The sequence below is a fragment of the Bacillus sp. AR2-1 genome, from assembly GCF_008368755.1.
Taxonomy (GTDB): Bacteria; Bacillota; Bacilli; order Bacillales; family Bacillaceae_G; genus Bacillus_A; species Bacillus_A wiedmannii.
The window spans coordinates 58,857-73,840 of sequence record NZ_QORY01000022.1; the positions used below are offsets into that span (position 1 = coordinate 58,857).

Annotated in this window: 7 protein-coding genes; 6 read left to right on the forward strand and 1 reads right to left on the reverse strand. The window is 33.4% G+C overall.

Annotated elements, in window-relative coordinates:
• Positions 1–87: 87 nt before the first annotated feature.
• Positions 88–1,443, reverse strand: a complete 1,356-nt coding sequence (locus DT250_RS24345; RefSeq protein WP_002090320.1) for an APC family permease — start codon at positions 1,441–1,443, stop codon at positions 88–90.
• A 662-nt stretch (positions 1,444–2,105) separates the two neighbouring features.
• Here DT250_RS24345 and ald point away from each other — a divergent pair.
• The 6 genes from ald (at position 2,106) to DT250_RS24380 (ending at position 14,432) form a co-directional block, all read left to right on the forward strand.
• Entirely contained in the window at positions 2,106–3,218 is a 1,113-nt protein-coding gene (gene ald / locus DT250_RS24350; protein WP_078204052.1) for an alanine dehydrogenase, read from the forward strand.
• Positions 3,215–4,216: a bifunctional threonine ammonia-lyase/L-serine ammonia-lyase TdcB gene (gene tdcB / locus DT250_RS24355; RefSeq protein WP_078204053.1), complete on the forward strand. Its 1,002-nt coding sequence runs from the start codon at positions 3,215–3,217 to the stop codon at positions 4,214–4,216. Before ald ends, tdcB begins: the two co-directional genes overlap by 4 nt.
• 94 nt (positions 4,217–4,310) lie before the next feature.
• Positions 4,311–5,693, forward strand: coding sequence for an amino acid permease (locus DT250_RS24360; RefSeq protein WP_097891230.1), 1,383 nt, complete (start codon positions 4,311–4,313; stop codon positions 5,691–5,693).
• A 764-nt stretch (positions 5,694–6,457) separates the two neighbouring features.
• Positions 6,458–8,698 carry a M60 family metallopeptidase gene (locus DT250_RS24365; protein ID WP_149213810.1) on the forward strand — a complete coding sequence of 747 codons (2,241 nt, stop codon included), beginning with the start codon at positions 6,458–6,460 and terminating at the stop codon, positions 8,696–8,698.
• A gap of 527 nt (positions 8,699–9,225) precedes the next feature.
• Positions 9,226–11,592: a putative mucin/carbohydrate-binding domain-containing protein gene (locus tag DT250_RS24375; RefSeq protein ID WP_098210822.1), complete on the forward strand. Its 2,367-nt coding sequence runs from the start codon at positions 9,226–9,228 to the stop codon at positions 11,590–11,592.
• 104 nt (positions 11,593–11,696) lie between these two features.
• Positions 11,697–14,432 (forward strand): putative mucin/carbohydrate-binding domain-containing protein, encoded by a 2,736-nt coding sequence (locus tag DT250_RS24380; protein ID WP_149213811.1) that lies wholly within the window; start codon positions 11,697–11,699, stop codon positions 14,430–14,432.
• Positions 14,433–14,984 lie beyond the last annotated feature (552 nt).

Sequence of the window (14,984 nt, forward strand, 5' to 3'; positions counted from 1 at the left end):
ATCTTTTAGAAGGCTAAAGAAGTAAAATAGACTATTAATTGCAATCTAATCATAAAATTTTGTATCATCTCTTTAAGAAAGACGGGTCTACTCGATAGGATTTTCTATACCAAATTGTTCCTTTTTACGCATAGTGTAATAAATAGGAAGACCGAGTGCGGTTAAACCTATTCCACATAAAGCTAGTAAAGGTTGGGTAAATAAGGTATTAATAACAATGAACAATCCGCCAATAATAGCAACTAATGGTATAAAAGGATACAATGGAACTTTATAAGGTCGTACAAGCTCAGGTTCTCTTTTTCGTAGGATAAATACAGCAAGGAATGTCATTGTGTAGAATATCCATATTACAAATACCAACATATCAGTAAGAGTATTGAATCCGCCAATAGCCATCATAATAATTGAAATAAATAGCATAAATAGACCAGAATTATAAGGGACCCGACTATTTTTAGATAATGTAGCAAACCATTTACTAAATGGTAATTTGTTCTCAATAGCCATGGCATAAGGAATTCGCATTCCCGTCATAATATAACCATTAATCGTTCCAAATACGGAAATTAAAATGCCAATGGTAACTAGTTTTCCTCCCATAGCTCCAAAAAGAATTGTAGCTACTTGAGAAGCGGGTGTATCAGTACCTGCGAGCGATGTTGCAGACATGACCATTAGGAACGCGACATTAATTAATAAATAAACAACCATTACTGTTGATAATCCTAATACGATTGCTTTAGGCAAGTCTTTTTTAGGGTTTTTCATTTCTCCAGCAATATTCCCTACATGAATCCATCCATCGTAGGCGAACATTGTTGCGAGTAAACCAGATCCAAGTGCAGATATCATAGATTTGTTCGGCCCTGCCTCAATTGGAAAAAGCTGAAAAGTAACGTCACTTTTGTGTAGTAATCCAAAAATAATAATTAATGCTAATGGAACCAATTTGCATATAGTCGAAGCCATTTGGATTCCACCAGCTGCTTTAGCTCCTAAAAAGTTCATAAGAGTTACAAATGTTGCGGTGATAATTGCGATTGCGATAATTAGCATTTTGTGTTCATTAACATTTAGGCCAAATAAACTAACCGTTTGTGTCCCGAAAATAATAGCAAGTGCTGCAATATTTGCAGGGAAGTATATGACAGTTTGTGCCCATCCAAGCAAGAAAGCAGTTAAGTTTCCATAAGTTCTCTTTAGATATGCCATCATTCCCCCCGTTTCAGGAATAGCGGCAGATAGTTCAGCAGCAGTTAGCCCTGCGCAAACGGTTAAGATGCCACCAATTACCCATGCAAGTAATCCTAGGCTTGCTGTTCCTGTTACTCCATATAATGCAGTGGGCTTGAAAAATACTCCGGCGCCGATAACGGTACCAATAACTGTGGTTAATGCTGCAAAGAAACCAATATCCTTTTTAAGTTGTTGTTGTGACAAAATAATCACTCCCAATTAGAAAAATATATAAATTCTCTTATGAATTCATTATCTTGTTTGTTAAATTATTTGATAGTATATCCTGTATCCATACAAATAGCCGCCCCTCATCCTTACCATATAGGGAATTTGAATAAATTTCAGATACTAAAAAAAATGAAATTAAACGTATAGGTAAAGAAAGTTTAATTTTACCTCAAATCATGTGAAAATATTCACATGATTTGAGGTGCGTAAAGTTTCATGAATTATACATTAAAAGAAATTCTTTAATTTAACCCGAAATATGGATTTGAAAACGAGATTTCGTTTTTATGAATAATAAGAATAGATGAGGTATTTTAATATTCTGATATAGGAAAACAATAAATTCAAATTCAAAAGAGAAGATATATTCTTGTGAAGAATATCACAAAGTATTGAGAGATTCAATCATATTTCCGATATAAAATATAGAAAATCAGCTAAATAAAACGTTTTGTGAAATGTTTCACAAAATTGTTGACCTGTTATTTTTACTAATGGTATCTTGTAGGTGCAATCCAATGTTATAAATTAAATTATATTCAAAAAATATTATAAAGGTGAATATTATGAATCTTGTATTTATCTGACAATAGTTAATTTAATTTATAACTCACTCTAAAAAAGGATGTGTTGATATGAAAATTGGTGTAGTGAAAGAGATAAAAAAAGGGGAAGCTCGTGTAGGGATGACTCCAGAAAATGTTCAAAAATTGGTTGTAGCTGGAAATGAATTATTAGTACAAAAAGATGCTGGATTAGGTTCTGGTTATACGAATGATGAATATATAAATGCAGGAGCAAGCATAGTAACTCAAGGTGAAGCATGGGATGTTGATATGGTAGTAAAGGTAAAAGAACCATTACCTGCAGAATACCATTACTTTAAAAAAGATCTAATTGTATGGGGATTTTTACATCTTGCCGCTTCTAAAGAGTGTGTGGAAGCAATGAGAAATGCTGGAACTACTGCGATTGCTGGTGAAACTATTAGTGAGGATGGAAATTTAGCATTATTAAAACCTATGAGTGCAATTGCTGGAAGACGCGCGGTATTTATGGGAGCCTATTATTTAGAAAAACAACATCAAGGTGAGGGGATTTTATTATCAGGTATTGAGGGAATCCCAGCCGGAAAAGTTGTAATCCTAGGTGGAGGGAATGCTGCAACTAATGCCTGTGATATGGCAATTGGGATTGGATGTAGTGTTACAATTCTAGAGGTTAATCAAGAAAGAATTGCATATTTAAGAAAGCAATACGCAACAGAAGAAGTAAATATAATTGAATCTAATACTGAAAATTTAGAGCGAACGATTAAAGAGGCAGATTTATTTATTTCAACAATCTTAATACCAGGATCTCGCCCTCCTAAAATTGTTAAAGAGTATATGGTTCAATCTATGAAGCCAGGAAGTGTCATTGTTGATATCGCAATAGATCAAGGTGGTACAGTAGAAACGATTGACCATTATACAACTCATGATAATCCTGTATTTATTAAACATGATGTAATCCATTATGCAGTACCAAATATGCCTGGTGCCACCCCACGTACTTCAACTATGGCGTTGGCAAATGGAAATATTGAGTATTTACTAGCGATTGCTAAAGATGGATTAGAAAATGCAATTCAAAATAAATCATCATTAGAATCTGGGGTAAATGTTTATAAAGGTATTATTACCTACGAAAATTTAGGTCTGACGCTAGGTTTGGACTTTAAACAATTGAAAGAAGTGTTAGTATGATTAGCAAAAACATATTGTTAGATATTACTGACATTAAAAAAGCCAAAGAAATTCTTGACGTAAATGCTAGAAAAACGCCTTTGGTTAAATCTTTCTATTTAACCAGTAAAACCGGTGGAGAAATTTATTTGAAGCTAGAAAACATGCAGTTAACAGGTTCATTCAAATTTCGTGGTGCATTTAATAAAATTTTCCAACTAACAAATGAAGAAAAAGAACGTGGTGTGATCGCTTGTTCAGCTGGAAATCATGCACAAGGTGTTGCATTATCTTCCCATTTACTTGGAATTAAAAGTAAAATTGTAATGCCAACCTCCGCACCGCAGGCTAAAGTGGATGCGACCAGAGGATATGGTTCTGAAGTTATTTTATACGGTGATACCTTTGATGATGCAAAAGCGAAATGTGAAGAGATTATAAAAGAAACAGGCGAAACATACCTACATCCATATGATGATGTAGAAGTAATGGCTGGCCAAGGGACAATTGGTTTAGATATTCTGGATGATATGTGGGATGTTGATACTGTTATTGTACCTATTGGTGGGGGAGGAATTATTTCAGGAATTGCTGTTGCACTGAAATCATTTAACCCCTCTATTAATATTATTGGCGTTCAGGCAGATAATGTTCATGGAATGAAAGCTTCTTATGATGTTGGGAAAATTGTAGAACATTATGAGTCTCCGACAATAGCGGATGGTTGCGCAGTTAAAATACCAGGAAATTTAACTTTTGAAATTGTAAAAGACCTAGTAGATGACATTGTAACTGTATCAGAAGAAGAATTAGAAGTGGCAATGAAAGACTTACTGCAACGCGGAAAAGCTGTCGTAGAAGGTGCGGGAGCATTAGCTACAGCCGCTCTTCTAGCAGGGAAAGTTGATAAATATGTGCAGGATAAAAAAGTAGTAGCGGTTATTTCAGGCGGCAATGTGGATTTAAAACGTATTTCAAGTGTATGTGAGCATTTCTTTGTTGCCAATGAGGTAAAATAACGATTGAAGAATCTTTTAAAATAGAATCATTTTACTAAAGGGGAGCTAGGAGAAGATATCTTAGCTCCCTTTTAAATAAATGGAGGCGTGTGTTATGGCCAACTTATTTAGGAAAAAATCCGTTAGGAAATTGTTAGAAGATAGTAAAAGAAAGACTTTGACAAAAACATTAGGCGCATTTGACCTTACCATGCTAGGGATTGGCGCGATAATTGGTACAGGAGTGCTTGTATTAACTGGATTAGTAGCAGCAAGAGATGCTGGTCCAGCAGTTATTTTTTCATTTATGATTGCGGCAATTGTTTGTGGATTTGCAGCCCTATGTTATGCAGAAATTGCCTCTGCACTTCCAGTATCTGGTAGTGTATACACCTATTCATATGCGACAATTGGTGAGTTTGTAGCTCATTTAATGGGCTGGACCTTACTGTCAGTATATATAGTTACAACTGCGGCGGTAGCAGGTGGATGGACAGGCTATTTCCACAACTTAGTAAGTGGATTTGGGATTGAAATACCAAAATCACTGTTAACGATTCCAACGCAAGGTGGAATCGTTAACTTACCAGCAGTAATCATTACTTTGATATTAACTTTGTTATTATCAAAAGGCACGAAGGAAAGTAAGCGAGTGAATAACGCAATGGTATTAATAAAAATTTGTATTGTTATTTTATTTATTTCAGTTGGTATATTTTACGTGAAACCAGAAAACTGGATACCATTTGCACCGTACGGTATAAGCGGAGTCTTTTCTGGAGGAGCTGCAGTATTCTTTGCTTTTTTAGGATTTGATGCGTTAGCAACGTCTGCTGAAGAAGTAAAAAATCCACAACGTGATCTACCAATTGGTATTATTGCTTCGTTAGTTATTTGTACAATTATTTATGTTATTGTCTGTCTTGTTATGACAGGCATGGTTTCGTATAAGGAATTAGATGTACCAGAAGCAATGGCTTACGTATTAGAAGTTGTAGGACAAGATAAAGTGGCGGGGATAATCGCAGTTGGAGCTGTAATTGGTATTATGGCTGTAATTTTCGCTTACATTTATGCAGCAACACGTGTATTCTTTGCGATGAGCCGTGACGGTTTATTACCAAAATCTTTTGCGAAAATTAATAAAAAAACAGAAGCGCCAGTATTCTCAACTTGGTTAACAGGGATTGGTAGTGCTTTAATTGCTGGATTTATCGATTTAAAAGAATTGTCTAATTTAGCGAATATTGGAGCGTTATTAACATTCGCCATGGTTGGTGTAACTGTTATCATTCTTCGTAAAACACATCCGAATTTAAAACGTGGTTTCATGGTACCACTGGTACCAATCTTACCGATTATTTCAATAACATGTTGCTTATTCTTAATGGTAAATCTACCTTTAAAAACTTGGGTTTATTTCGGTATTTGGTTATTTATAGGGGTAATAGTATATTTTATGTATTCTAAAAGACATAGTCAATTAAACAAACTATAAATGAGAAATATCAGAGACAAAGGTTATCACTACATGTTTGAGCAAGTAGGATTCTTCTCTTTTGGGATGTACCTTTTCTCCTTATAAAAAATTCGATCAAAAAAATTTGAAAATTTATGTTATACGTAAAAAAACGAATCTATTTTCAAAATAGATTCGTTTTTTTAGGGACATTCCATATTTAAAAGATGTTTGGTTAATATCCGCTTATATTTTCTTATTAAAGAAGATAAATTATCGTTAATTCAATTTTATATAAAGTGGCTTTATTCAAAATTGAATTAGAAAAAATAACGTTTTTTATCTCCTTATAACTTACAAACTTAAACTGAAATAGAAAAAAGGGATGAGTAAACTGATGGTAGTAATCATCTTAGTGATTTCAAGGTATATATGACGAATCAGCTTGTATTTATTTCCTTGATAAGATTTTACATAATATTAATTTTTTGTGAATTATTAATCTGTAAATAATTTGATTTGAAGTATTATTCACACGAAATGAATACCTTTATGTAATTTATTTGATTTATAAGATAGTTAAGAATACCAAATCAAAACATAAAAGCTCATTATTGATTGATATTTTATAAAGTTGTATTAATATGTGTCATCAAATAATATCAAAATATAATTACAAATAGAATAAGGGAGGACTATGTAAAAAAGTAATAAATACAAGTTCATGAACTGTTTTTGTACGTAAGTACATGCTAAAGAAACCAAAACTATTAAATTGATCAAGGAAATGAGAGGGAGATACTATGGGGAATAAATCAAAGTATAAAACCAAAAGAATACTAGTAGCTACTGCAACATTAACTATAATTGCTTCTGGGATGGCTTCTTCATCAGATGTCTTTGCAGAGGAAACGCAGCAGCAAAAAAATTTATCGACATCACTGCAAAGTGAAAAATCAGTTAAATCAGAAAATAGAACATTTACAGTCCCAGGAAAAGGGGATGTTGAGGTACTGAAACAACAGGAAAGAAAAAGTATGGCATTTAGTCCATATGAACCAACTGGTTTATATGCAAAGCCAAATGAACAAATAACGATTAATGTGGAAGGTAATCAAGATATTCAGGTATATATTGGAACGTATTCGTATGATGCTTCTTGGAGAGAAGATTCAAAGATAAAATCATTTACATTAAAACCTGGTATAAACACAATCCAATCTCCAAATGGGGGGATGATTTATTTTTATAATAAACAACAAGGTGGTACCATTCGAACAACAATCACAACAGGTGGAACGACTATGCCTTTCTTTGAACTAGGAAAGCATACGAAACAAGATTTAATAAACATGCTGGACCAGTATCCTAATGCACATGCAGTGGAGTTAAAAGGAGAACGTGTATTAATTACGGCCAGCCCTGCACGTGTTAAGAAATATTTGTTGGGTTCTAATACAGATCCTGTACAACTCTTAAAAAAGATGGATGAAGCTACTCGAATTCAAGACAAAGTAGCTGGATTATCTGAAGAACAAGTAGATAAACATTATGTTCATTACGTAGAAGAAAATCATTCTCCCGATTATTATATGTATGCAACTTCTTATCGAACTGCATATGTAGGAGATGCAATTCAATATGTATTAGATATTAATAAATTTGTAAAAGATGGATGGGGTCCTTGGCATGAGGCAGGACATTTGAGACAACAATCACCCTGGAAGTTTTATAATATGACAGAAGTACAAAATAATATATACAGCCTTTCTGTAGAAAAAGCATTTAACCAACCATCCAACTTAGAGAAAAGTGGAATTTATCCAAAAGCATTTCAATATCTAGAACAAGTGAATAAAAATTATGATGAAATTAGCGATGTTTTTGTAAAGCTTGTTATGCTTTGGCAACTACAGTTAGCGTATGGAGAGGATTTCTATCCTAAATTGCATCAATTGTATAGAGATATGCCTTCAAGTGAACTTCCACAAACTGATGAAAATAAAAAACAATTATTTATGATTTCAGCATCAAAAGTAGCCAAACAAAATTTGATTCCTTTCTTTGAGCAGTGGGGATTACGTCCAAATAATGATACCATTCAAAAAGTAACTGCATTAGGATATCCAATTTTAACAGCAGAGATTTGGAAGGGTACGGATTCTAATCCAATTAAACCAGATATGCCTAATGTAAATAATATTTTAGAAGGAAATCAGTTTACATGGTCGCTGAAAGGGATTGGAGACTTTGAATTTGCAAAAGTAAATTTAAATAAATCAACAGAAGAAATGCAAATAGATCTAAAAGCAGGTGTACCACATAACTACTTTGATAGTACATATGCAAGTATTAAAGTGCAAAACACATCAGGTAAAGTGGTCTATAACAAAGAGATTTTTGGAAACAAACAACAAAATGCTGAATCGCAAAAAGTTTCGGTTAAGGTAGGAGACTATATAGAGCTAACACATCTAGAAGGTGTACATAGAGCTACTATTACAAATGTGGAAAAAAGCATCCAGGAAAGTTTTGGGAACAAAGTGGTGTATGAGATTACAAAAGAGGGATTGAAGAAAGTAGATAAAATTGTTAATCCGGAACCAGATACAGAAGCTCCCACACAGCCACAAGGATTATATGCAAGCAACCTTACTTCTAACAGTGTAGAGCTAAAATGGAATCCGTCTACAGATAATGTAGGTGTAAAAGAATATCAGGTATTACGTGATGGACAATTGATTCAAACCGTACAAGGAACGACGTTTACTGATCAAAACTTAACAGTTAATAAGGAATATAAATATGCAGTGAAGGCTGTAGATGCAGCTGGAAATACATCAATTCAAAGTGAAATTCTTTTGGTAAAAACAAAAGATCAAAATGTATCTTATGAGAAATGGGATCCAAAGAAGGCATATACAAAGGGCGATAAAGTTGAACATCAAGGGACAGTGTATGAAGCGGTTCAAAGTCATCAAGGAAATGGGGACCCGAATTGGATATTTGCGTTATCTTTATGGAAACCAATTACAATCAAATAACATGTAAGAATCAGATGAGAAGATAGAACAACATAAAATTGGGGCAGTATTTTAAAGATTTACTGGATGTTGCTTGAATTTTGATAGATTTCTCTACTAAGTTATTATTCAATATTGAACTACTCACCACTTAACGCCCTTACGGACTTTTTGAAGTGGGAGATTCCTGCGAACACCGGTGTATCCACCGGTTATCTTAGCAGGCTCTACCCGTAGTCCCTACGGTGAGAACATAAGTATCTTGTACGTTAACGCTCCACACTCCCTACTTTAGCTTGGTTTTCGCAACTTCGGTAAGCATGGGGCGATAGAACGTTGAAGATTTTACGGTTGCAACGTTTTTCTGCAACCAACCCCATATCTTCAGTTTTCAAAGAGCAATCTGTACAAGTAAATGATAACAAACATGTTGGCTTATGCCAACCGACATTCATCTCCCACCTAAAATTGGTGTTTCACACCTTCACATTTTTGAGGAAGGAGTCTTCTGTCGGGAAACAATAAAAATTAGAAAAGGATGTAGATTAGTGATTAGTCAGAAAACGAAGAAAAGATTTAATAAAGTTATTATAATGACCGCAGCATGTAGCATGTTTTCTATGTTTGGAACGTCTATTTTGCACACTAAAGCTGCAACACATTCAGCTGCTCCAGCAGTTTATGTGAGTCCCCAAAATATACCTGCCTCAGATATTATTAGTATAGACTGGTCACCAGTTCAGACACCACCTTATACGTACTGGGCTGTACACAACTGGAATGCAGGTGGTGAAGCTGGAGGATATGCTGGTTTTCAACAACAAAGTGGGTTTGATGAAAATGGAAAACGTACTTTACATTTTGCCTTATGGGATCCAATTTCCTCTAAAGAAGCAATAAAGGCCGAATACTTATCTCCGAATTCGCAAGCTGGACCCTTTGGAGGAGAAGGAACAGGAATGAAGGTTCAAACAACTTATGGTTGGAAAGACTACAATTGGTACACAATGACAATGCGTTCATGGCAAGAAAATGGTCATACTAAATTTGGACAATGGATGAAAGATGTAACAAAGAATAAATGGCATCAAATTGCAATTATGGACTTTCCGGTTGCTAATGTTGCATTTAATCATGGGTTAGGAATGTTTCAAGAAGACTGGGCTGATAGTGGACAGAATGTTCGAGAAGCGCGCCTGAAAAATGGTTATAGCCGAAAATTAGTTGATAAACAATGGAGTTCTTGGAATAATCAAAGTATTTCTGGAACGCATGATAATACTTATCAATATGATGGAGGAGCTACTTCAGAATATGTATGGGTCAAAGCAGGAGGTAATACGCAGTCTACTATTGGGTCAGGAAAAATATTCACGCTAAATCAACCTACTCAACCTGAAATAGGAAAACTAGATTATGATATCCAATCTATATATTATGAAAATGAAAAATTAAATGTATCTTGGAAACTAAAAGAAAATAGTACACCGCAATTTAAGGGGAAAATTGAAATTTATAACAATGAAAATATGACGGGCCAACCTATTAGCGTAATTGATGATATTAAATCTTATCAAAATGGAATCAGTCAATCTATATCATTACCAACAAGTGCTTATGCAAAAATTGTATTAAAGGATATATTTGATCAAACTGTTGAGAAAAAGGTACAAATCAAAAATGAATCTCCAAACATTTTTGAAGGTAATGAATTTGCATGGTCGTTGAAAGGGATTGGAGATTTTGAATTTGCGAAAGTAAATTTAAATAAATCAACAGAAGAAATGCAAATAGATCTAAAAGCAGGTGTACCACATAACTACTTTGATAGTACATATGCAAGTATTAAAGTGCAAAACACATCAGGTAAAGTGGTCTACAACAAAGAGATTTATGGAAACAAACAGCAAAATGCTGAATCGCAAAAAGTTCCAGTCAAAGTAGGCGATTATATAGAGTTAACACATTTAGAAGGTGTACATAGAGCTACTCTGACAAATGTAGATAATAGTAAGCTAGAGAGCTTTGGAAAAAAAGCTATATACGAAGTTACAAAGGAAGGCCTGAAGAAAGTAGAAAAAATGCCAGAAGCAACAATTTTAGAAGGAAACAAGTTTGCGTGGTCATTAAAAGGATATAGTGATAGAGAAATTGCAAAAGTAGATTATGATAAAACGGTAGAAGAGATGAAGGTAAAACTAGAATCAGGTGTACCACATTCCTATTTTGCTAGTACGTATGCGAGTATTAAGGTTCAAAATTCTTCTGGCAACGTTCTGTACAATAAGGAAATCGTGGGAAATAAACAACAAAATGCTGAAAGCCAAACTGTGCCCGTCAAGGTAGGGGATTACATTGAATTTACCCATATAGAAGGAGAAGCAACAAAGGAAAAAACGCGAGCAACTTTAACTAACCTTGAAAATAACAAAAATGAAACCATTGGAAAGACAGCGAGATATCAAGTGACAAAAGAAGGCTTGAAGAAAGTAGAGAAAATGCCAGAAACAACGGTTTTAGATGGAAATCAATTCGCTTGGTCATTAAAGGGATATAATGATCGAGAAATCGCGAAAATAGAATATAACAAAGCAACAGAAAAAATGCAAATTAAATTAGAAGCGGGTATCCCCCATTCTTATTTTACTAATACGTATGCAAGCATTAAAGTCCAGAATTCATCCGGTAATATTTTGTACAATAAAGAAATTATAGGAAATAGACAACAATCTGCTGAGAGCCAAACCGTTCCAGTCAAAGTAGGGGATTATATTGAGTTTACTCATATAGAGGGAGAAGCACAAAAGGAAAAGACACGTGCCACACTTACTAATCTTGAGAATAGTAAACAGGAATATATAGGAAAGAAAAGAATATATCAGGTTACCTCTATGGGATTATTAATAAAGTCATAGATTTCACTGCAAAACTTAAATTATTAATTTATATTTTATATAAAAATATTAACTATTATACGCATTAAAAAATGCTCAAGAGAAAATAGATTGGCGGGTATAGTATGAACATATTCAAAGGGTTTCTAATTTCATCAATTGCAATGACAACATTTGTAGGAACAGATCTAATACTACAAAATGATAGAATTCATAATAAAGTTTACGCTGAATCTTATAATGTCACATACAAAGAAACAGATTCTAATAAAAGAGATTCACAGGAAAAACAATTAATTGTAAAGTTTAAAAATGAAATTGATTTACCTTATGAAGATGGTATTGAGAAACGAATAAAAAGTGGGAATTATGATAACAATTTAAAGAAGTTATTTTCCGAAAATACGGAACTTACTTTGAATCGCTTGTTCTCATCTGTAAATCCGATAGAGATTGAAAAGTTATCATTATACTCTAAATCATTTGATAATCAATCAGCTAACAATTTATTAAATTATTATATTGTACAAGCTCCTAATAACATAGAAATAGAATTATTACTGAAAAAATTTGAAATATCACCTCTTGTAGAGGAGGCTTATATACAAGAAAAACAAATTTTAACACCCCCTGAAATACAGTTACCAGATTTATCTGTTAATCCGTACGATGATCCTAGATTTAAAAATCAAGGGTATCTTGAAGCGGCACCAAAGGGAATTAATGCCTCGCATGCTTGGAGCATTAAAGGTGGTGACGGGAAAGGTACAACCTTTGTCGATATGGAATATGGGTGGTTATTGACCCATGAGGATCTAGTCAATAAAAATATAAAACTTATGTCTGGACAAAATATAAGTCAGCATAGAGCTCATGGTACTTCTGTATTAGGAATTGTTTCATCCGAAGATAATCAAATTGGAAATATTGGAATTGCACCAAAAGCAAATGTAAAAGTAATATCCCAAATCAGAGATAATGGAATTTATAATACAGCGGATGCTATTTTAAGTGCTGTACTTAATTTACAAGCAGGGGATATTCTTTTATTAGAGGCACAAGCTTCGTATGATGGATATGGGGATAAATATTTACCTGTAGAAGTACATCCAGATATTTTTGATGCGATTCGTATTGGTACAGATAAAGGGATTATTATTATAGAAGCTGGCGCAAATGGTTCAAACGACTTAGATAATTTTAAAGATCGTAATGGAAAAAAGATCTTAAATCGAAATAGTCCAGACTTTAAGGATTCAGGTGCTATTATGGTTGGGGCGGGATCATCAACTGTTCCACATAAACGTTTATGGTTTTCAAATTATGGAAGTCGATTAGATGTATATGGATGGGGAGAAAATGTTGATACAACATCAGCCAATCCAAGTCAAAATACTACAAATTTATATACATCAACATTTAGTGGAACATCAAGTGCTTCACCAATTATTGCTGGAGCAGCAACTTCGATTCAAGGTATTGCTAAAGAACATCGAGGTTCCCCTTATACACCAGCCGAATTAAGAAATATCTTAAGTAATCCAAATACAGGAACAAAATCTCAAGAGCCGTGGAATGATAGAATAGGTGTCTTACCTGATCTAAAATCTATATTAGATAACTTAGGTCTTAATTCAGATATACCGAACTCTTCTAATATTTTAGAAGGGGATAAGTTTGCATGGTCGATGAAAGGTATAGGAGATTTTGAATTTGCAAAAGTTAATTTAAATAAATCAACAGAAGAATTGCAAGTTAATTTAATAGCAGGGACACCACACAATTATTTTGATAGTACGTATGCAAGTATTAAAGTACAGGATACATCAGGGAAAGTAGTATACAATAAAGACATTTATGGAAACAAGCAACAAAATGCTGAATCGCAAAAAGTTTCAGTCAAAGTAGGAGATTATATTGAGTTAACACATCTAGAAGGTGTGCATAGAGCCACTCTCACAAATGTAGATAATAGTAAACAAGAGAGCTTTGGAAAAAAAGCCATATACGAAGTTACAAAAGAAGGTCTGAAGAAACTAGAAAAAATGCCAGAAGCAACAATTCTAGATGGAAATCAATTTGCTTGGTCGCTAAAAGGAATCAGTGATTTCGAGTTTGCTAAAATCAATTTCAATAAGTTGACAGAGGAAATGCAAGTTGATTTAAAATCAGGCATACCACATCATTATTTTAATGAAACATATGCGAGTATTAAAGTACAAAATACATCAGGAAAAGTAGTATACAATAAAGACATTTATGGAAACAAACAACAAAATGCTGAATCGCAAAAGGTACCATTCAAAGTAGGAGATTATATTGAGTTAACACATCTAGAAGGTGTGCATAGAGCTATTTTTACAAATGTAGATAATAGTAAACAAGAGAGTTTTGGAAAAAAAGCCATATACGAAGTTACAAAAGAAGGTCTGAAGAAAGTAGAGAAAATGCCGGAAACAACAGTTTTAGATGGAAATCAATTTGCCTGGTCTTTAAAGGGATATAATGATCGAGAAATCGCAAAAGTAGAGTATAACAAAGCAACAGAAAAAATGCAGATTAAATTAGGAGCGGGTATACCTCATTCCTATTTTACTAGTACATATGCAAGCATTAAAGTTCAAAACTCATCGGGTAATATTTTGTACAATAAAGAAATTGTAGGAAATAGACAACAAGCTGCTGAAAGCCAAACCGTTCCAGTCAAAGTAGGGGATTATATTGAGGTTACTCATATAGAGGGAGAAGCACAAAAGGAAAAGACACGCGCCACACTTACTAATCTTGAGAATAGTAAACAGGAATTTGTGGGTAAGAAAAAAACATATCAAGTTACTCCTACGGGATTATTAATAAAATAGATTAAAAGGATGTCTAAAAAAATAGAATTTTTTTGGACATCTTTTTTATTATTAAAAAAGCGTTAATTATTGATAGTGATGTATGATGAATTCTATAGGCTTATTAAATATTATATATATCTATACATACTCAAAAAATCAATTTATGGCTAATGTTTCAAGGATTGACACATCTATTTTTGTTTAATCATGTTATACTTTTCACAAGTGAAATGCTACAATATCAAATCCTAGTTTTATGACATCCTTCTGTTGCCATAGTCTATAAAAGGTTAATTCCATTGGGGGTGACTTTTTATAGTTATAGCAGAAAATAATAAACGTCTATATTTTTTTATAGGATAAATGTTGTAATTTCACGTACCGTATTTTTAGATGCATATATAATTACAACAAACAGTACTCTATATCTAGCTTTTATGGTATGTAACTGTTATTGATATTCTCGTGATATTTTAAAGTGTTGTTAGAAGTATGAATAGAATTAATACGCAAAAATTAAAGAACTAAGGCATATAATTGTTTCACAATTATATGCCTTAGTTCTTCAAA

Coding starts and splice junctions, on each gene's coding strand:
- DT250_RS24360 (WP_097891230.1), top strand. CDS start 4,311: ATGGCCAACTTATTTAGGAAAAAATCCGTTAGGAAATTGTTAGAAGAT.
- ald (WP_078204052.1), top strand. CDS start 2,106: ATGAAAATTGGTGTAGTGAAAGAGATAAAAAAAGGGGAAGCTCGTGTA.
- tdcB (WP_078204053.1), top strand. CDS start 3,215: ATGATTAGCAAAAACATATTGTTAGATATTACTGACATTAAAAAAGCC.
- DT250_RS24365 (WP_149213810.1), top strand. CDS start 6,458: ATGGGGAATAAATCAAAGTATAAAACCAAAAGAATACTAGTAGCTACT.
- DT250_RS24380 (WP_149213811.1), top strand. CDS start 11,697: ATGAACATATTCAAAGGGTTTCTAATTTCATCAATTGCAATGACAACA.